Consider the following 18,803-nt stretch of genomic DNA (forward strand, 5'->3'; position numbering starts at 1 on the left):
TGGGGCTGACCGGCTGGCGCATGCGGGTGGCGCCGCGGGCCGAGCGTTGGGCCGGGCCGCTGGCCGGCGCCGCCACCGGCGTCATGGCCGGCGTGACCGGCGTGTTCGTGATGCCGGTCGCTCCCTATCTGCAAGCGCTGAACCTGGACAAGGACGATCTGATACAGGCGCTGGGCATGGCTTTCACCGTCTCCACGCTGGCGCTGGCCGTGATGCTGACGGTGCGCGGCGAGTGGCACGCGGCGGCCGCCGGTGGCTCGCTGCTGGCGCTGATCCCGGCCATGGCCGGCATGCAGCTTGGCCAGTGGCTGCGCGGCCGCATGCAGCCGGCGCTGTTCCGCCGCTGCTTCTTCATCGCTTTGCTGGCGCTGGGCGCGCACCAGTTGATACGGCTCTAGAAATTGACTTTGCCGCGCATCTGTTTGCGCTCGCCGTCCTTGGCCTTGCCTTCGAGGCGGCGGCGTTGCGAGCCGAGCGTGGGCTTGGTGGCGCGGCGCACGGCGGGCAGCACGGCGATGCTGTCGACCATCTCCTGCAAGCGGCGCAGCGCGTCCTGCTTGTTGGCGCCCAGGCTGCGCGACTGCTGCGCCTTCATCACCACCACGCCTTCGCGCGTGATGCGGCTGTCGCGCAGGGCCAGCAGGCGTTCCTTGATGTGGGCGGGCAGCGACGAGGCGGCGACGTCGAAGCGCACGTGCACGGCGTTCGAGACCTTGTTCACGTTCTGGCCGCCCGGCCCCTGGGCGCGGATGGCGGTGAATTCCACTTCGTCGGGATTGATGATGTTCATGCTTCGATTGTAGCAAACACGCCCGCGCACCGGTCAAGGTTGATGCCCGTCAACGCCCGCCGCGGCGCGCGCGGTTAGGATGGCACTTGCTGTTCTCCGAACGAAAGGATCATCATGTCTTCCTCGACAACGCAGGCCAGCGCCGGTACGGCGCAGCAGTATCTGGTATTCCGGCTCGGCGGACTCGATTACGCGCTGGATTTCAACAAGGTGCAGGAGCTGCGGCCGTTGCAGGCGCTGGAGCGCTTTTCGTCGGACGATGGGGAGATCATCAGCGGCGTGGTGGTGTCGCGCGGCGTGATCATGCCGATCGTCGACATGCGCATCGCCTTCGGTCCGCGCCCGCCGCAGCACGACCCGCTGACGGATGTGATCATCCTCAAGTTGTCGAGCTGCGTGATGGGGATGGTGGTCGATGGCGTGACCGACATCGTGCCGCTGAAGCTGGAGCAGATCGAGCCGATCGCCGGCGCGGCGGCGGTGGATTACCTGATCGGCATCAGCGAGGTGGACGGGCGCCGCCTGATCGTGGTGGACATCGACAAGCTGATGTCCATCCGCAAAGTGCAGTTCGGCGCCCGCCAGGCGGCGTAGGCCGCCGCTGGTTCAGCCCAGCGCTTCCATCTGCTCCTGCAGTTCCAGCCACTGCGCTTCCAGCTCGCCCAGGTCCTTGGTGAAGAACGACTGGTCGGCCAGCGCCTGTTTCAGCTTGGCCTTGTTGGCGGCTTCGTAGATCGATTCCTCGCCCAGCTTGGCGTCAATCTCGGCCTTCTGCGCGCTGCGCTTGGCGATCTGCTCGTCCAGGCGCTTGATCTTCTGTTCCAGCGGCTTGCGCAGCGCGGACAGGCGCTGGCGCTCTTCGGCCTCCTTGCGCTTCTGTTCCTTGCTGTTGGCGGCCACCGCGGCCGGATCGGCCTTGGCCGGCGCCACCGGCGACTGCACCGGGAAGTCGGTCTTGTTGTCCTTGCCGGCCGCCGGCAGCACGTCGGTGCCTTTGCCCAGCTTGGTCTGGAACAGCCAGTCCTTGTAGTCATCCAGGTCGCCGTCGAACGGTTGCAGCTTGCCGTCGGCGACGATGATGAACTGGTCGGTGGTGGCGCGCAGCAGGTGGCGATCGTGGGACACCACCACCAGCGTGCCTTCGAACTGCGCCAGCGCCTCGGTCAGCGCCTCGCGCGTTTCCAGGTCCAGGTGATTGGTCGGTTCATCGAGCAGCAGCAGGTTGGGGCGCTGCCAGACGATCAGCGCCAGGGCCAGGCGCGCCTTTTCGCCGCCGGAGAACGGCGCGATCGAGCTGGTGACCATGGTGCCGGGGAAGTTGAAGCCACCCAGGAAGTTGCGCAGTTCCTGCTCGCGCGTGGTCGGCGCGATCTTCGCCAGGTGCCACAGCGGCGATTCGTCGTGGCGCAGCATCTCCACCTGGTGCTGGGCGAAGTAGCCGATGTTCAGGCCCTTGCCGGTGGTCGATTCGCCGGTCAGCGGCGCGATCTCGCCGGCGATGGTCTTGATCAGCGTCGATTTGCCGGCGCCGTTCACGCCCAGCAGGCCGATACGCTGACCGATCTGCAGCGAGAAGTTGATGTTGTTGACGATGGTCTTGTGGGTGATGTCGCCGGTCTTCTCGTCTTCGATCTTGTAGCCGGCGTCGACGTCTTCCATCACCAGCAGCGGATTGGGCGCGTTCAGCGGCTCGCGGAATTCGAACGAGAATTCGGCGGCGGCGCGCAGCGGCGCCAGTTCTTCCATCTTGGCCAGCGCCTTCATGCGGCTCTGCGCCTGGCGCGCCTTGGAGGCCTGCGCCTTGAAGCGGTTGACGAACGATTCCAGGTGGGCGCGCTTGCGCTGCTGCTTTTCCAGCGCGCCGGCGGCCAGGATCATCTGCGCCGCGCGCTGACGTTCGAAAGCCGAGTAGTTGCCCGAGTAGCGTTTCAGCTTGCGCTCGTCGATGTGGACGACGACGTTGACGATTTCGTCGAGGAAGTCGCGATCGTGGGAGATGATCAGCAGCGTGCCGGCGTAGCGTTTCAGCCAGTCTTCCAGCCAGATGATGGCGTCCAGATCCAGGTGATTGGTCGGTTCGTCCAGCAGCAGCAGGTCGGAAGGGCACATCAGCGCCTGCGCCAGGTTCAAACGCATGCGCCAGCCGCCGGAGAAACTGGCCACCGGCTGCTGCATCTGGTCCAGCGAGAAGCCCAGGCCCAGCAGCAGCTGTTCGCCGCGCGACTGCACCGTGTAGGCGTCGGCGTCGGCCAGCGCGCTGTAGACTTCACCGATGGCGATGCCGTTCTCGGTCGATTCCGGCTCGGACTCCAGGCGCGCCAGTTCGGCTTCCAGCTTGCGCAGGTTGACGTCGCCGTCGATGGCGTAGTCCAGCGCCGCGCGGTCCAGCGGCGGGGTTTCCTGCGCCACGTAAGCGACGCGCCATTTGGCCGGGAAGTCGATGTCGCCCTGGTCCGGGTGCAGCTCGCCGCGCATCATCGCGAACAGGCTGGATTTACCGGCGCCATTGGCGCCGATCAGACCGATCTTGTCGCCGGGGTTGAGGGTAACGTCGACTTGTTCCAGCAGCGGCTTCACGCCGCGCATCAGGCTTACTTGGTTAAAACGGATCATTGCGTATTCTTTTTAGAGTTTCAGCTGGTCGGCGGTCAGCAGGAAGACCATATCGTCGCCGTTGCTGGTGGTGAGCCAGGTCAGGCCCAGTTCACCAAAGGCGGCTTCGGCAAATTCTTTTTCATTGCCGATTTCGACGATCAGCAGGCCGTCGTCGGTCAGGCGTTCGGCGGCGCCGGCCACGATGCGGCGCACGATGTCCATACCATCCTTGCCGCCGTCCAGCGCCAGTTCAGGCTCGGCGCGGTATTCCATCGGCAGCTTGCTCATCGAGCCGGAGTTGACGTAGGGCGGATTGGTGATGATCAGGTCATACTTTTTGCCCGCCGGGACGTTGGCGTACAGGTCGGATTCGATCAGCGTCAGGCGTTCTTCCAGCGCGTAGGTGGCGACGTTGCGCTTGGCGACTTCCAGCGCGTCGGCCGAGATGTCGACCGCGTCGACAGTGGCGTCGGGGAAGGCGTCGGCCATCATGATCGCCAGGCAGCCGGAGCCCGTGCACAGTTCCAGGATGTTGGAGACGTTTTCCGGCTCGTTGACCCACGGCGCGAAGTACTCGGGTATCAGCTCGGCGATGAAGGACCGCGGCACGATGGTGCGCTCGTCGACGTAGAACTTGTAGCTGCCGAGGAAGGCTTCGTTGGTGATGTAGGCAGCCGGCACGCGGTCGTTGGTGCGGCGGTCGATCACGGCCAGCACGGCGGCCACTTCTTCCGGCAGCAGCTTCGCATCCAGGAACGGATCGAGCAGATCCAGCGGCAGCTTGAGCGTGTGCAGGATCAGGTAGGCTGCTTCGTCATACGCTTCGGCGCTGCCGTGGCCGAAGAACAGCTTGGCGGTGTTGAAGCGGGTGACGGCGTAGCGCAGCAGGTCGCGCGGCGTGGTGAAAAGAGTCGTGTTCATGGCTATCTCGGTAAAACGGTCATCGGAGCCCACGCCGCGCTACTGTTTACGTCAGCAGGTTTTCCAGCGTGCGGCGATAGATATTCTTCAGCGGATCGACAAATCGCAGCTCGATATGCTCATCGATCTTGTGGATACTTGCGTTGGGAGGACCGAATTCTATCACCTGAGGGCAGATCTGAGCGATAAAGCGGCCGTCCGAGGTGCCGCCTGTGGTCGACAATTCGGTCTCGACGCCGGTTTCCGACTTGATCGCCGCCGACAGCGCGTCGCTCAAGGTGCCGCGCGGGGTCAGGAACGGCAGGCCGCTCAGCGCCCATTTCAGGTCGTAATGCAGATGGTGCTTGTCCAGGATGGCGTGCACGCGGCGTTTCAGCTCTTCGTGCGTGCTGGCGGTCGAGAAGCGGAAGTTGAAGTCGATGACCATTTCGCCGGGGATGACGTTGTTGGCGCCGGTGCCGGCGTTAATGTTCGACATCTGCCAGGAGGTCGGCAGGTAGTACTCGTTGCCGTGGTCCCAGACCTCGGCCACCAGCTCGGCCAGCGCCGGCGCGGCCAGGTGGATCGGGTTCTTGGCCAACTGCGGATAGGCGATGTGGCCTTGCACGCCCTTGATCGTCAGCTTGCCGGACAGCGAGCCACGGCGGCCGTTCTTGATCATGTCGCCCAGCGTTTCGTCCGAGGTCGGCTCGCCGACGATGCAGTAGTCGATGGTTTCGCCGCGTTCCTTCAGCAGATTGCAGACGATGACGGTGCCGTCGGTGGCCGGGCCTTCTTCATCGCTGGTGATCAGGAAGGCGATCGAGCCTTTGTGGTCGGCGTGCCTGGCGATGAACTCCTCGCAGGCGACGACGAAGGCGGCAATCGAGGTTTTCATGTCGGCGGCGCCGCGGCCGTACAGCTTGCCGTCGCGGTGGGTCGGCGTGAAGGGTTGCGAGCGCCATTGTTCGACCGGGCCGGTCGGCACCACGTCGGTGTGGCCGGCGAACACCATCACCGGCGAGGTCGTGCCACGGCGCGCCCACAGGTTGGTGACGCCGTTCGAGATGATGGTTTCGCAGACGAAGCCCAGTGGGGTCAGCAGGTCGATCAAGTGCTGCTGGCAGCCCTTGTCGTCCGGCGTGACGGAGGACAGGGAGATCAGCTTTTCGGTCAGCGCCAGGGTCTTGGAAGGAGTCATATCAGCCATTGAAAATTTGTTGGTACTGCGCGTCGGAGAAGCCGACGGAGAAGGCGCCGTTCTTGTCGAGCACCGGGCGCTTGATCACGGACGGGTTTTCCAGCATCAGGGCGATGGCCGCTTCGTCGTCGACGATGGACGCCTTGCGCTCATCGGACAGCGCGCGCCAGGTGGTGCCCTTGCGGTTCACCAGCACATCGCGCGACAGGTGTTTCAGCCAGCCGGCGACGATCTCGCGCGTCAGGCCCTGCTTTTTGAAATCGTGGAAGACAAAATCCTGCTGCTGGTCAGCCAGCCAGGTACGCGCTTTTTTGACGGTATCGCAGTTCGGGATGCCGTAGACGGTAATGGTCATGATAGGTCGGGAAAGTTGGACCCGGTAGGATACCACGCCCGGTAGCCGGACTGATAGTCGGCCAGCATAGCCAGCTACGCGGAGGGTGCTGGGTGTTCTTTCCCGAAACTTGTTCTAAATCGGTCTAATTAAGACTACGAGAATCTAATCAGGTCTTAAATTGGCAGTCGACAGTCTAAAACTGTCCATGAAATCTGGCCAAAAATCTAATTCGGTCTATTTTTTGAGGCGCAAAGTCTAAAACGAACGATATTCCGGTGCCGCAATCTAACTTTTAGACCGATTGCGGAGGACTTATCATGGCATATGTACTTAAAGCTGCTGTACATCTTCCCCGTCGATGCGGGGTTTTCAGTGGAAGAGTGTCTTTCTTCCCGATGGCACCAGTCTGCGGACGTAACACCATCAGACTGTTGAATTTGCCAAAGTGGTTGGTGACCATATCCGTTCCGAGGAGGGCGAGTCATTGACGCCTTCTCTTATGGCGAACCGTTACGCCAAAGGGCGCAACGCCTGGCGCTGTATCTGGCTGCGATTTCCCGGCCAAGATTACTGGACACGCGCCGACGATTACCGCAGGCGCTTTGAAGAGCGGCATCTGAATGAGTCTAAAAGTTAGGCTGCAGAACGAGATTCTGGAGCGTTTTAGACTTTAGGGGCGTAAAAATCGACCGTTTTAGATTTTTATCCCGATTTTATGGAGTGTTTTAGACTGCGCTCCCTCATTTTTAGAGCGTCTTAGAGCGCTGCGGCCTGGATTAGATCGAATTAGACCAAATTGCGGCGAGGAATACCCAACCCTGCGCCGCGTCCATCAGGCGCGCAGTTCGCGTTCGATCGCTTCTTTCAGCAGGGCGTCGTCGGTGGTGGTGTCGGGTGCGAAGCGGCCGACGACTTTGCCTTCTTTACTGATCAGGAATTTTTCGAAATTCCACAGCACGTCGGTCGGATTGTCCTGCTTGATGCCGTAGCCGGCCAGCTTGGCGCGGAAGTCGCTGCCTGGCTTTTCCTGCGCCTGCGGCTGTTCTTCGATCAGGCGCTGGTACAGCGGATGCTGGCCCGGACCCTTGACGACGATCTTCTCAAACATCGGGAACTTGACGCTGAATTTGCTGGTGCAGAAGGCGGCGATTTCTTCGTTGGTGCCCGGCTCCTGCGCGCCGAATTCATTGGCCGGGAAGCCCGCCACCACCAGGCCCTCGGCCTGCTTTTCCTCGTACAGCTTTTCCAGGCCTTCGTACTGCGGCGTCAGGCCGCAGGCGGATGCCACGTTCACCACCAGCACCACCTTGCCGCGATAGGCGCCGATGCTGGTTTCTTCGCCGTCGATGCGGCGCACTGGAATGTCGTAGACAGCTTGGCTCATATGGACCTCAGGTATTCAGGGTGAATTCGGTGAAGGACGCTTCGCTGGCTGGCGGCTTGGCTTCCGGCTCGGCCGCCTGCGCGGTTTTGCTGTCCGGGCCATTATTCAATAGCCACAGCAGGTTGGTGGCGGAATCGGCGTTGGCCAGCGCTTCGTCCTGGCTGATCTGGCCATCCTGCACCAGCTTGAGCAGGGCCTGCTCGAACGATTGCGAGCCGGGCGACATGCTCTTTTCCATCGCCTCCTTGATCTGGCCGATTTCGCCTTTTTCGATCAGGTCGGAGATATAGCGGGTGTTGACCATCACTTCCACCGCCGCCGAGCGCGTGCCGCCGTTGGCCGAGCGGACCAGCCGCTGCGAAACGATGGCCTTGACGGTGGTCGACAGATCCTGCAGCAGCGCCGCGCGATTCTCCATCGGGTAGAAGCTGATGATGCGGTTCAAGGCGTTGTAGCTGTTATTCGCATGCAGCGTGGCCAGCACCAGGTGGCCAGACTGCGCGTAGGCCAATGCCGCCGCCATGGTCTCCTTGTCGCGGATCTCGCCGATCAGGATGCAGTCCGGCGCCTGGCGCATGGAGTTGCGCAGCGCGGTGGCAAAGTCCCTGGCGTCGCTGCCGATCTCGCGCTGGTTGACGATGGATTTCTTGTTGCGGAACAGGTACTCGATCGGATCTTCCAGCGTCAGGATATGGCCGGAGCGCAGTTCGTTGCGGTGATCGAGCATCGAGGCGATGGTGGTCGATTTACCGGAGCCGGTGGAACCCACCAGCAGCAGCAAGCCGCGCTTTTCCATGATCAGCTCCGACAGTATCGGCGGCAGCTGCAGGTCGGCCAGCACCGGGATGTTGGCCGGCACAAAGCGGAACACGGCGGAGATCGAGCCGCGCTGCTTGAAGGCGGACAGGCGGAAGCGGCCCAGGTTGGGCACCGACACGCCCATGTTCAATTCGTTGGTGCTTGCCAGTTCATCCATCTGCTCCGGCGTGGCGATTTCCGCCAGCAGGGAATGGATGTTTTCCGGCTCCAGCTTTTGCTGGTTGATCGGGATGAGGTTCCCGTTGATCTTGATGTGAACCGGAGAGTTCACCGCGAAGAACATGTCTGACGCGTTCTTTTCCTTCATCAACTGGAACAGGCGGTCCATTGCCATGGTGGTCTCCTCTATTACCCCAGAACCTTGCTGCCGGGGTCTGACCCACGGGGTCAGACCCCCTGCCTATGCGTTAGCCGTTAGCTGCGGATAAGTCGCAGGGCTAAACGCCGCGCAGCAGTTCGTTGATGCTGGTCTTGGAGCGGGTCTGCGCATCGACGCGCTTGACGATCACCGCGCAGTACAGCGAGTACTTGCCGTCATCCGATGGCAGCGAACCCGATACCACCACCGAACCCGATGGCACGCGGCCATAGGTCACTTCGCCGGTGGCGCGGTCGTAGATCTTGGTCGACTGGCCGATGTACACGCCCATCGAGATCACCGAGTTCTCTTCAACGATCACGCCTTCAACGATTTCCGAACGCGCGCCGATGAAGCAGTTGTCTTCGATGATGGTCGGATTGGCCTGCATCGGCTCCAGCACGCCGCCGATGCCCACGCCGCCCGACAGGTGGACGTTCTTGCCGATCTGCGCGCACGAACCGACGGTGGCCCAGGTATCGACCATCGCGCCTTCATCGACATAGGCGCCGATGTTGACGTAGGAAGGCATCAGCACCACGTTCTTGGCGATGAACGAACCGCGGCGCGCCACAGCTGGCGGCACCACGCGGAAGCCGCCCTTGGCGAAATCGTCGGCGCTGTAGTTGGCGAACTTGGTCGGCACCTTGTCGTAGAACTGCATGGTGCCATCCGATGGCAGCACGACGTTGTTCTCCAGACGGAACGACAGCAGCACGGCCTTCTTGACCCACTGGTGAACCACCCAGGCGCCGGTGGTTTTGTCGGCCACGCGGATGCTGCCGTTGTCCAGGCCAGCCAGCACGTGGTTGACGGCGTCGCGCAGTTCGGCGGAACCGTTGGCCGGGTTGATGTTCGCGCGGTCTTCCCAGGCGGTGTCGATGATGTTCTGGAGTTGTTGGCTCATGATTTGACTCTTAATATATTTAAAGGGACTTGCAGAATTGGACGATGCGTTGCGCCGCTTCCAGGCCTTCCGCCGTCTCGGCGACCAGCGCCATGCGGATGCGGTTGCGGCCCGGATTGATGCCATGCGCCTCGCGCGCCAGGTAGCTACCCGGCAGCACGGTGACATTATATTCGGCATACAGGCGCTGGGCGAATTCGGTGTCGGACAGGCCGGTGCGGCTGACGTCCGCCCACAGGTAGAAGCCGGCGTCCGGCAGTTCCACGTCCAGCACTTCCTTCAGCAAGGGCGTGATGGCGTTGAACTTGGCGCGGTATTGTTCGCGGTTCTGTTCGACGTGGGTTTCGTCGTTCCAGGCAGCGATCGACGCAGCTTGCACGGAGAGGCTCATGGCGCCGCCGTGATAGGTGCGGTACAACAGGAATTTTTTCAGCACGTCGGCATCGCCGGCCACAAAGCCCGAGCGCATGCCCGGCACGTTGGAGCGCTTCGACAGGCTGCTGAACACCACCAGGCGCGCATATGGCTTGTCGATGGTGGCGAGGCCCAGCTGGTGCGCCGCTTCCATCGCGCCCAGCGGCGGCTCGCCCTGGTAAATCTCCGAGTAGCACTCGTCGGCGGCGATGATGAAGTTGTAGCGCTCCGACAGGGCGAACAGGTTCTCCCAGTCGGTCAGCGACAGCACGGCGCCGGTCGGATTGCCGGGCGAGCAGACGAACAGCAGCGCCACGCGCTTCCACACGTCATCTGGAATGCTGTCGTAGTCGCAGCCGAAGTTGCGCGCCGGGTCGGAGTTGACGAAGTACGGCTCGGCGCCGGCCAGATAGGCCGCGCCTTCATAAATCTGGTAAAACGGATTAGGACTGACCACCAGCGACTTGGCGTCCTTGTCGATCACCGCCTGCGCCAGCGCGAACAGCGCCTCGCGCGAGCCGTTCACCGGCAGCACCTGGGTGGCGGGATTCAGCTTGGGCAGGTTGTAGCGGCGTTCCAGCCAGCCGGCGATGGCGTTGCGCATCTCGGGCGAGCCGATGGTGGTCGGATAGACGGCCAGACCGCCGAGATTATCGGCCAGCGCCTGTTCGATGAAGGACGGCGTAGGATGCTTGGGTTCACCCATGCCCAGGCTGATGGCCTTGTACTGCGGGGCAGGCGTGACCTGTTCAAACAGCAGGCGCAGTTTTTCAAACGGGTAGGGATGCAGCTTGTCGAGAAGTGGATTCATAGTCTTTGATTATAGCGCCTCCACGCATGCCCGGTCATCCATGCTAAATTATTAAACTATTCGGATTCACAACCTTGGACGGGACAATGGGGCAAAACGAAATCGCACTGGAGGCGCAAGTCAGCCGCAAGGTCATGGCGTGGCGGCTGGCCGTCGGGCTGATACAGGGGCTGCTGTTGTACTGGCTGTACGCCGCCGCGCGCGACGGCGCCTGGCCGGCCACCGCGCCGTACCTGATGGTGCCGCTGCTGACAGTGCTGCTGATTCTGCCCGTGCTGCTGATCTCCAGCCTCGGCCACCTGGCGCCACGGCAGGCCGCCGTGTGGCTGCTGGCGGCGCTGGCGGTGCTGCTGGTGCTGTCGCTGCACGACGTGTGGCGTGGATCGAACGGTCAGCCCCTGCTGCCCAATTTGCCGCACCGGGAAGTCGCCTCGCCGTCCACGCTGCTGGCGCTGTTCAGCTGCGTGTTCTTCTTCATCGCCCACACGCTGGTGCTGGCCGGCGCGCAGGAGCACAAGCGCATCGCCAGCTACAACGCCTACTTTGAAATCGCCTGGAAGCTGGCTATACAACTGCTGTTTTCCGCCTTCTTCGTCGGCGCGCTGTTCCTGGTGCTGTTCATGGGCGCCAGCCTGTTCATGCTGGTGAAGCTGACATTCCTGCGCGAGCTGCTGGAGAACGCGTGGTTCAACGTGCCGGTGATCTGCACCGCCTTGTCCTGCGCGATGCACGTGACGGACGTGCGGCCGGCCATCGTGCACGGCATCCGCACCTTGCTGCTGGTGCTGATGTCGTGGATCTTGCCGGTGGCCGTGGTGCTGGTGACCGGCTTCCTGTGCAGCTTGCCGTTCACCGGCCTGGCGGCGTTGTGGGAGACGCGCCATGCCACCTCGGTGCTGCTGTCGACTGCGGCCGTGCTGCTGGTGCTGATCAACGCGGCGTTCCAGAACGGCGAAGCCATCGTGGCGCTGCCGCTGCGCGTGGGCGCGCGCACCGCCGCCATCCTGATCCTGCCGGTGACCATGGTCGGCATCTACGCGCTGGGGCTGCGGGTGGCGCAGTACGGCTGGACCTCGGACCGCGTGATCGCCGCCGCCTGCCTGCTGGTGGCCTTCAGCTACGCGGCCGGCTATCTGTGGGCCGCCTACCAGTACGATACCTGGCTGGCACCGGTGGCGCTGGTGAACATCTACGTGTCCTGGCTGGTGCTGGCGGTGCTCCTGGCCTTGTTCACGCCGATCGCCGATCCGGCGCGCATCGGCGTGCATAGCCAGATGGCGCGGCTGGCCAGCGGCAAGACCGCCGCCGCCAGGTTCGATTTCCGCTATCTGCGCTTTGAAGGCGGTCGATACGGGCGGGCCGCGCTGGAGGATCTGAAGCGCAGCACCGGCCCGGACGCCGCGCTGCTGCAGCGCGAAGCCGCCAGCTTCCTGGCGCTGGAGGACAAGGACCGCTGGAATCCGGCGGCGCGGTCGACCGCGCCGGTGTCCGTCGCCGCCAACATGACCGTGTGGCCGGCTGGCGCGCAGCTGCCGGACAGCTTCCTGGCGCAGAAATGGGACGCGCTGAAGGACAATCAAAAGCCCGACTGCCTGACCAGCAAGGACGCCAGGTGCGACGCCTTCCTGCTGGATGCGGACGGCGACGGCAAGCCGGAAGTGCTGCTGGTGGATCAGTCCCGCATGCGCGCCGGCCAGCTGTTCGCGCAGGGCGGCGACGGCAACTGGGCCGGCGTCGCCAGCATGGCGTATGGCGACGTTCTTTGTCCGCCGCTGCTGGAAAAGCTGCGCAAGGGAGAATACAGCCTGGTCGCGCCGCCGTACAAGGAATTGAACGTCGGCGGGCGGCGCGTGGCGTTCGAGCCAAGCGTCGAGCCGACGGTGGAGTGCGCCAAGCTCAAATAGCCGGCTGCGGGTCAATGATGGCGCGCGTTCAGCTGCCGCACCAGGACGTCGCCGAATTCCGGCGCCGACATCGGCTGCTGGCCGGTGATCAGCTCGCGGTCGACAACCACGTTGCCATGCCAGTTGGCGACGCTGTCGACGTGGGCGCCGGCTTCCGCCAGCGCGTTCACCGGATAGAACTGCACATCGCCACCGAGGCCGGACGGGCCTTCCAGCTGCTGCTCCTCGCCGGTGGAGAACACCGTCAGGCGGTAGCCGGCATAGGACCAGCCGGCCGCCAGCGCGTTGGCCTTGCCGTCGTTGGCCGCCATCGAGGCAAGGAAGGCGTCCGGATCGCGCAGCGCCGACAGCAGTACGACAGGGCCGTGGCAGATGATGCCGGTGGGCCGGCCGGACTGGTGGAAGCTGGCGAGTATCCGGCCCAGGTTGCGGTCCTTCAGCAGGTCGGCCATCGGCGCGTGGCCGCCGGGGATGAACAGGCCGACGTAGCCGTCCGTGCCCTCGGCTGCGATGGCGGCCAGGGTCTTGGGATGCTTCAGCTGTGCCAGACCTTGGGCGTACTGCTGCGCGCTGGCGCGCGCCGCCTCGTCGCCGCCGAAGAACATCTTGTTGTTCGAGTTGACGTCCATGACCGGCAAGTCACCGTTCGGATTGGCGATCACCGGCTCGTAGCCGGCTTCCACCAGCTTGCGGTAAGGGACCACGAATTCGTTGAGGTAGTAGCCGGTCGCGTAGCTTTTGCCGTCGCGCAGGGGCAGCTCGTGGGCGCTGGACATGACGACCAGCACCTTGGCTTTGGATTGGGCAGACGCTGAAAGCGGCATGGCGAAAGCCGTCGCCATGGCGAGAGCGGCTGCACTGATTTTGAGGATGCGCATGATGATGTTCCTTGAATGTTGATGGATTCAGACTTTGCCGACCGGCGCGGCGACGTAGCGTGGCGCCGGCCTGGCGTTGGCGAATTGGGGCGCCAGCGCGCGGCGTTCGGCCTCCCAGCGGCTCCACTGCTCACCGTCGTGCAGCGTCGGAATGGTCACCAGCTCGCCCTGATCGAGGCCGGCCAGCGCCGCGTCCACCAGATCGGCGGCGGTCATCGTGCTGGCGGCGTCCTTTTGTTTCGGATAGCCGGCGACGTCCCAGAACTCGGTGGCGGTTGCCGCCGGCAGCACGGTCTGAACACGCACGCCCTTGTCGGCGAGGTCGCGCTGCAAGGTGTGGCCGAAGCTGAGCACATAGGACTTCGACGCGCTGTAGACGCCATTCAGCGCCTCCACGGCGATGGCGACGGCGGAACTTATGTTGATGATGGTGCCGGCGCCTTTGGCGGCGAACACCGGCGCGACGGCATAGGTCAGCCGTGTCAGCGCGGTGATGTTCAGGTAGATCATCGCTTCCATCTCATCGACGTCGGCGCTCAGCACCGAGGCCACCGAGCAGACGCCGGCGTTATTCACCAGCATGGTGATGCGCTGGTCCTCGCGCAGGACGCTTTCGATTCTGGCGAGTCCCGACTTGTCGTTGAGGTCCGCGACGATGGTGCTGACCGCGCGGCCGGTCTCCGCGCTCAAGTGGGACGCCAGCGTCGCCAGACGGTCGGCGTTGCGGCCGGTGAGGATCAGGTCATAGCCGCGCTTTGCCAGACGGTCGGCATAGATGGCGCCAATGCCGGCGGATGCGCCGGTGATCAATGCGGTGCCTTTCGGGGAGTTCGAGGTGTTCATAGCGTTTCTCTTTCAAGTTGGTCGCGCGACGGAATGTCGGGATAGGTGCCCATTCTGAGCCGGAAGCGATTTGTCCTCAATGACGTAGATGCCATGATTCAGGACATGATATATTCGGGGAATTGTGACGATCACGCGCGGAGCAGCCATGCACACTGTCGGACTCCTGGTCTACCCGAATTTCCAGGCACTGGGCCTCGCCGTGGCGAGCGTTTTCGAATACACGAATCTGTTCCGGGGCGAGAAGGCCTACCAGTTTCGCCTGGTGTCCGAGCACGGCGGCCCGGTGATGACATCGCAGAGCTTTTCGGTCAACACCGAACGACTGCGCGACGCCAGCTACGACACGCTGATCGTCGCCGGCGACAATGAGTGCCATCTTCCGCCCGACAGCCTGCTGGAGTACCTGCGCGACGCGCCAAGCCGCAGTCGGCGCGTCGCGGCGATTTGCACCGGCGCGGTGGTGCTGGCCGCCGCCGGGCTGCTGGAAGGGAAGCGCGCCACCACGCACTGGTTCCATGCCCAGGAGTTCAAGAAGCAGTATCCCAACGTGCTGCTCGATGAAGACCGCATCTTCGTGGTGGACGGCCAAATCTGGACCTCGGCCGGCATGACCGCGGGGGTCGATCTGGCGCTGGCCATCGTCGAAAAGGATTTTGGGCTGGACACCGCGCGCATGGTCGCGCGCAAGCTGGTGGTGTACCAGCGGCGCGGAGGAGGGCAGTCGCAGTTTTCGGCGCTGCTGGAGCTGGACGCCAAGTCGGACCGGGTGCAGATGGCGCTGGCCCACGTCCGCGAGAATCTCGCCAGCGAGCTGACGGTGGAGAGCCTGGCCGACGTCGCGCGACTGAGCCCGCGCCAGTTCAGCCGTGTGTTTCGCGAGGAGACCGGGCAGTCGCCGGCCAAGGCCATCGAACGCCTGCGCGTGGAGGCGGCGCGGCTGATGATGGAAACGACGCGCCACCCGATCGAAGTCATTGCGCGGGAAACCGGCTTCAATGATCGGGAGCGGATGCGGCAGGCGTTTCTGCGCGCCTTCGGGCAACCGCCGCAGGCGATACAGCGGGCGTCTGCGGGAGAGGCGCTGGCCATGTGAGGATGGCCGTTGCCGGCTAATCGCGCAGGAAAGCTTCGGCGAATTCGTCCGAGAAAATATCGGCCAGCGCAAGCCGCAGCGCTTGCGCGCGGTCGGCGCCATAGGTCTTTTCAAAGCGCGCCTGCGCTGTTCGCCACAGCAGGTTGGCTTCCTCCAGTTTGGCGCTGCCCGACGGTGTCAGCGCGACGCGCCGGCTGCGGCCATCCTTCTCATCCCTGGTTTGCACCAGATAGCCATCGCGTTCCAGCGGTTTCAGATTGTGGGCCAGCGCGGAGCGGTCCAGCACCATGGCGTGCGCCAGCTCCGACATGGTCGGCGTTCCCGCCCGCTGCACATGGACCAGCACCGAGCGCTGGGAGATGGTCAGCCCGCACGGCGCCAGCAGGTTGTCGTACAGCTGGGTCACGCGGCGGCTGGCCTTGCGCAGCGCGGCGCCGTTGCAGACCAGGGGATCCTTGATGCTTTGCCGGGTCAATGTCCGTCTCCAATCGCTTCGTTTTCGGACCATTCCGGACTGAAGCCGCCCAGGGTTGGATGATACATCTCGTCGCCGGAGTGCTGCGTGAACTCGACGTTCAGCCGCTCCTCGCGCAGGCCGAGGATGTCGATGCAGTCGGCACACAGCGCCTTGGCCACCTCCATGCGCAGTTCGGCGGTGCGACCCTTGCGGATATCGCACATCAGCACCGACACGGGAACGGGCTCGCCATCCACCACGCGCCAGACGCCGCCCTGGCCCACCTCGCGGATGGCGATGCTGATGCGGCGGATATCGACCGTCATCAGCCGGGCATAGGTGGCGGCCATCTTACCGGCCAGTGTCTTTTTGAGGTCGACAGGGTAACTGTCGTTGACGTCCAACTGCAAGTAGGGCATGGCATATCTCCTTGGTTCGCGATAAGGCATATACGTGCATATGCCACTACCTGCATTTAATTGCATATGCCAGTATCTGTCAAGAAGATGCGTTGCTGGCCGGGCTTAACGGGCAGGCCTGCATGTCTTCGCCGAGGCGGCGCGCCAGTTCGCCGCGCAGCAGGTGCAGGCCGTCGATGCGCTGGTCGATATCGGCCAGCTTGCGTTGCAGGGCGGCGCGCAGCTGCGGCGCGGAGGCATCCGGCTCGGCCAGCAACGGCAGGTCGGCTTCGATTTCGGCCAGCGTGAAGCCCAGTGTTTGCGCCAGTTTGATGTAGCGCAGCCAGTCCACCGCTTCCGGCGGATAGTCGCGATAGCCGTTGGCGCTGCGGCGCGCACGCAGCAGGCCGCGCTTCTCGTAGAAGCGCAAGGTGTCGCGGGTCAGGCCCGTGGCGCTGGCGATTTCGCCGATTTGCATCTGAAGTCTCCCAATATCGCTTGACCCTGGAGTGTACTCCAGCCTTTAGCATGGCTCCATCATTGACAGGGAGACCACATGCTGACATCCGCCACGTACCGAAAAATAGTCCTCGGCAGCGCCATCTACGACCTGCTGGTCACCGCGCCATTCGCCACGCCTTGGACTTTCGCCTTCGCCCACGCCCAGCTGGACGCCACCAACCAGGCCCTGGGCGGGGCGGCGCTGCCGGCCTTTACGCCATTCCACGTGCTGTTCGCCTGCCTGCTGGGCAGCGTGGTGCTGGTGTGGGCGACGCTGCGCCTGCGCGACCCGCAGGCGCACTACGGCCGCTACGACGGCGTCGCGCGACTGCTGTTCACGACCTGGATGATCTGGGCACTGACCGCCACCGGCGCGCCGCTGCTTTGGCTGTTCATCGTGCCCGAGCTGGCGTGGGGCGTGCTTCAGTGGCTACCGGTTCAGTTTGCGCAATCTCCAGGTATGGATGCCCGGCGTTGGTAATAATGGGGTGATGATTCCGCGAATTAACAGCTACTTGGTCTTGCCTCCATTTACTGGAGTTGACCCCATATCCGCGATGTTGATTTCGCCTTACATCGTGCTTATGTCCGATGTTGTCCAGCGATTTGCCACGACCATAGAGCGCGCAACGATTTTACGTGGGCTGCTAGCATACAGGCAGGAGGTCAACGATTTGGGTATGACTGATGGGTATATGTGGCTGGACGGCAGTTTTGTCGAGGATGTTGAGACTGGTGCGGGCAGGGCGCCTAACGATATTGATGTCGTCATCTTCACGACCGTCCCCGGACGCAATAGAGTCGCTAAATTGCGCGTATTCAAAAACAATCCTGCGGTGTTTCGCTCGGGAGAGGCAAAGCGGAAGTATTTGTGCGACGCATATTTTGTTGACTTGGCTGCGCCACCCCAAACTATTGTTGCCAACACTTGTTACTGGTTTGGATTGTTTTCGCATCAGCGTGGCACAGGACTATGGAAGGGGATGCTACAAGTACCGTTGCAATCTGATGATGCGGCGGCTTCTGTCATGCTGCGACTGATTGAGCAGAGACTGCAGGGGGCCCAAAATGCTAAGGAAGCTGGAACGTGACTTCGTGGCTGCTGATTTAGCTGCCGTCGAGGGTTTGCTGTCCAATTACGGCGAGGACGTTGATCCTATCGGATTTTTGCAATTCACCGAGCGCAAGAAGCGACTTCAGCGACAATTGCAGGATCTGGACAATTTGATCAAAGATCAGCTTGAGATAGGCGTGTTTTTTGACGGTCCGCCTGTAGACCATCGCTATGGTATCAGTGCGGAATTTTGCGGGGAAGCGATTGCGCTGCTATCTGCCTTGATGGCCCCGCATGGCAGATTGTTTGTTACGGTTCTGGGGCGCAGGACTATTGGCCTTCTGCTGAGGGTGGGCGAAGAAGGTGTGCAGTCAGCAGCCTATATGCTACCGATTGACGCACTCGATCGCGTGGCAAGGAACCCTCACACGATCGAATGCCTGGATCAATCCATCCTTGATCTTCTGAACCTGCTCAAGAAGCAGCGGGCGAGCATGCGTATCGTTTGCGGCGCGCATGACTTCACCTTGGACTACCGAATGGCGGCTAGCACTTCATAGTGTCGCTAACAGTTCGCCCGTGCTAAGGACGTGGCCGAGGATGGGAAAGATGTTTTGCACCGAGAACCGGTGCATCTCGGCCTTGAGGCTGGACATGGCGTCTTCCGCGAACATCAGCGCGTAGCCCAGGTCCTGCGCCGCGCGGGCCGTGGATTCGACGCCGAAGTTGGTGGCGATGCCGCCGAGGATGATGGTCTGGATGCCGCGCCGGCGCAGCTGCTGGTCCAGCGCGGTGCCGTGGAAGGCGCCCCATTGGCGCTTGTCGATGACGATGTCGTCCGGCTGCATGCCCGCCGCTTCGACGATCTCCCATGCCTGCGGCGGCAGCGGCGGGGCGGATGGATCGCGGCTCACCGAGACATCCGCCGGCTGCGGCCGCAGTTCGTTGACCAGCACGCGCACGTACACCACGGTGCCGCCCTTGCTGCGCACCGCGTCCGCCAGCCGCGCGCTGTTTGCCACCACCTGCTGCGCGGAATGCGGCGCCAGCGTGCGCGCCACGTTGCTGTGTTGAAGATCAATCAATACCAATGCTGTCGTTTCCATGGTGTGCGCTCCTTAATATGAGGGTGTCCTCATATATTGTAGCCTATAAT

General features: G+C 63.0%; 22 protein-coding genes. 7 read left to right on the top strand and 15 right to left on the bottom strand.

What is annotated here, in order from left to right; genetic code table 11:
* A partial coding sequence (locus tag GJ695_RS24360; protein WP_154369399.1) for a sulfite exporter TauE/SafE family protein occupies positions 1–398 on the top strand: 398 nt, incomplete at its 5' end.
* Here the strand turns inward: GJ695_RS24360 and arfB are convergent.
* Positions 395–790, bottom strand: coding sequence for an alternative ribosome rescue aminoacyl-tRNA hydrolase ArfB (gene arfB, locus GJ695_RS24365; protein ID WP_154369401.1), 396 nt, complete (start codon positions 788–790; stop codon positions 395–397). The genes GJ695_RS24360 and arfB overlap by 4 nt on opposite strands.
* A gap of 114 nt (positions 791–904) precedes the next feature.
* Between arfB and GJ695_RS24370 the strand changes: the two genes are divergently transcribed.
* Complete coding sequence (locus tag GJ695_RS24370; RefSeq protein ID WP_154369403.1) at positions 905–1,384, top strand: chemotaxis protein CheW; 480 nt, start codon at positions 905–907, stop codon at positions 1,382–1,384.
* 12 nt (positions 1,385–1,396) lie between these two features.
* Here GJ695_RS24370 and GJ695_RS24375 read toward each other — a convergent pair whose 3' ends face one another.
* From GJ695_RS24375 to dapC, 8 genes are all read right to left on the bottom strand, one after another.
* Positions 1,397–3,403 (bottom strand): ATP-binding cassette domain-containing protein, encoded by a 2,007-nt coding sequence (locus GJ695_RS24375; protein WP_154369405.1) that lies wholly within the window; start codon positions 3,401–3,403, stop codon positions 1,397–1,399.
* A 12-nt stretch (positions 3,404–3,415) separates the two neighbouring features.
* Entirely contained in the window at positions 3,416–4,306 is an 891-nt protein-coding gene (prmB, locus tag GJ695_RS24380) for a 50S ribosomal protein L3 N(5)-glutamine methyltransferase (protein WP_154369407.1), read from the bottom strand.
* Between the two features lie 46 nt (positions 4,307–4,352).
* Positions 4,353–5,486, bottom strand: a complete 1,134-nt coding sequence (gene dapE / locus GJ695_RS24385) for a succinyl-diaminopimelate desuccinylase (RefSeq protein WP_154369409.1) — start codon at positions 5,484–5,486, stop codon at positions 4,353–4,355.
* 1 nt (position 5,487) lies between these two features.
* A complete protein-coding gene (locus GJ695_RS24390; RefSeq protein WP_092273130.1) occupies positions 5,488–5,841 on the bottom strand; it encodes an ArsC family reductase in 354 nt (117 codons plus the stop codon).
* An 814-nt stretch (positions 5,842–6,655) separates the two neighbouring features.
* Positions 6,656–7,207 (bottom strand): glutathione peroxidase, encoded by a 552-nt coding sequence (locus GJ695_RS24395; protein ID WP_154369411.1) that lies wholly within the window; start codon positions 7,205–7,207, stop codon positions 6,656–6,658.
* 7 nt (positions 7,208–7,214) lie between these two features.
* Entirely contained in the window at positions 7,215–8,360 is a 1,146-nt protein-coding gene (locus GJ695_RS24400) for a PilT/PilU family type 4a pilus ATPase (RefSeq protein WP_154369413.1), read from the bottom strand.
* A gap of 103 nt (positions 8,361–8,463) precedes the next feature.
* A complete protein-coding gene (gene dapD, locus GJ695_RS24405; protein WP_154369416.1) occupies positions 8,464–9,291 on the bottom strand; it encodes a 2,3,4,5-tetrahydropyridine-2,6-dicarboxylate N-succinyltransferase in 828 nt (275 codons plus the stop codon).
* A 19-nt stretch (positions 9,292–9,310) separates the two neighbouring features.
* Positions 9,311–10,516, bottom strand: coding sequence for a succinyldiaminopimelate transaminase (gene dapC / locus GJ695_RS24410; RefSeq protein ID WP_154369418.1), 1,206 nt, complete (start codon positions 10,514–10,516; stop codon positions 9,311–9,313).
* Positions 10,517–10,602: 86 nt separating this feature from the next.
* On the opposite strand from dapC, the gene GJ695_RS24415 reads away from it, so the two are divergent.
* Positions 10,603–12,420, top strand: a complete 1,818-nt coding sequence (locus tag GJ695_RS24415; RefSeq protein WP_154369420.1) for a DUF4153 domain-containing protein — start codon at positions 10,603–10,605, stop codon at positions 12,418–12,420.
* A gap of 11 nt (positions 12,421–12,431) precedes the next feature.
* On the opposite strand, the gene GJ695_RS24420 is transcribed toward GJ695_RS24415, so the two are convergent.
* The gene (locus GJ695_RS24420; protein ID WP_154369422.1) at positions 12,432–13,298 is read right to left on the bottom strand and encodes a type 1 glutamine amidotransferase domain-containing protein; all 867 of its coding nucleotides are present in this window, start codon (positions 13,296–13,298) and stop codon (positions 12,432–12,434) included.
* A gap of 27 nt (positions 13,299–13,325) precedes the next feature.
* Positions 13,326–14,141, bottom strand: a complete 816-nt coding sequence (locus GJ695_RS24425) for an SDR family NAD(P)-dependent oxidoreductase (RefSeq protein ID WP_154369424.1) — start codon at positions 14,139–14,141, stop codon at positions 13,326–13,328.
* A gap of 148 nt (positions 14,142–14,289) precedes the next feature.
* Between GJ695_RS24425 and GJ695_RS24430 the strand changes: the two genes are divergently transcribed.
* Positions 14,290–15,237: a GlxA family transcriptional regulator gene (locus tag GJ695_RS24430; protein ID WP_154369426.1), complete on the top strand. Its 948-nt coding sequence runs from the start codon at positions 14,290–14,292 to the stop codon at positions 15,235–15,237.
* 16 nt (positions 15,238–15,253) lie between these two features.
* Here GJ695_RS24430 and GJ695_RS24435 read toward each other — a convergent pair whose 3' ends face one another.
* The 3 genes from GJ695_RS24435 to GJ695_RS24445 all read right to left on the bottom strand — a co-directional run bounded on the left by GJ695_RS24435 (position 15,254) and on the right by GJ695_RS24445 (position 16,570).
* Positions 15,254–15,712 (bottom strand): MarR family winged helix-turn-helix transcriptional regulator, encoded by a 459-nt coding sequence (locus GJ695_RS24435; RefSeq protein WP_229260636.1) that lies wholly within the window; start codon positions 15,710–15,712, stop codon positions 15,254–15,256.
* Complete coding sequence (locus GJ695_RS24440) at positions 15,709–16,113, bottom strand: tautomerase family protein (RefSeq protein WP_154369430.1); 405 nt, start codon at positions 16,111–16,113, stop codon at positions 15,709–15,711. The genes GJ695_RS24435 and GJ695_RS24440 overlap by 4 nt, the downstream gene beginning before the upstream one ends.
* Before the next feature lie 79 nt (positions 16,114–16,192).
* Positions 16,193–16,570 (bottom strand): MerR family transcriptional regulator, encoded by a 378-nt coding sequence (locus GJ695_RS24445; protein WP_154369433.1) that lies wholly within the window; start codon positions 16,568–16,570, stop codon positions 16,193–16,195.
* 78 nt (positions 16,571–16,648) lie between these two features.
* Between GJ695_RS24445 and GJ695_RS24450 the strand changes: the two genes are divergently transcribed.
* Genes GJ695_RS24450 through GJ695_RS24460 form a run of 3 tightly spaced genes read left to right on the top strand, consistent with a single transcriptional unit; the run spans position 16,649 to position 18,207 of the window.
* A complete protein-coding gene (locus tag GJ695_RS24450; protein ID WP_154369435.1) occupies positions 16,649–17,074 on the top strand; it encodes a hypothetical protein in 426 nt (141 codons plus the stop codon).
* On the top strand, positions 17,058–17,684 hold the full coding sequence (locus GJ695_RS24455) for a DUF6932 family protein (protein ID WP_154369437.1): 627 nt from the start codon (positions 17,058–17,060) through the stop codon (positions 17,682–17,684). Before GJ695_RS24450 ends, GJ695_RS24455 begins: the two co-directional genes overlap by 17 nt.
* Positions 17,662–18,207: a hypothetical protein gene (locus GJ695_RS24460; RefSeq protein ID WP_154369439.1), complete on the top strand. Its 546-nt coding sequence runs from the start codon at positions 17,662–17,664 to the stop codon at positions 18,205–18,207. The genes GJ695_RS24455 and GJ695_RS24460 overlap by 23 nt, the downstream gene beginning before the upstream one ends.
* Here the strand turns inward: GJ695_RS24460 and GJ695_RS24465 are convergent.
* Entirely contained in the window at positions 18,202–18,753 is a 552-nt protein-coding gene (locus GJ695_RS24465) for an isochorismatase family protein (protein ID WP_154369441.1), read from the bottom strand. The genes GJ695_RS24460 and GJ695_RS24465 overlap by 6 nt on opposite strands.
* Positions 18,754–18,803: the final 50 nt, after the last annotated feature.

It is taken from the genome of Duganella alba (assembly GCF_009674495.1).
In the GTDB taxonomy this organism is placed as follows: Bacteria; Pseudomonadota; Gammaproteobacteria; order Burkholderiales; family Burkholderiaceae_D; genus Rugamonas; species Rugamonas alba.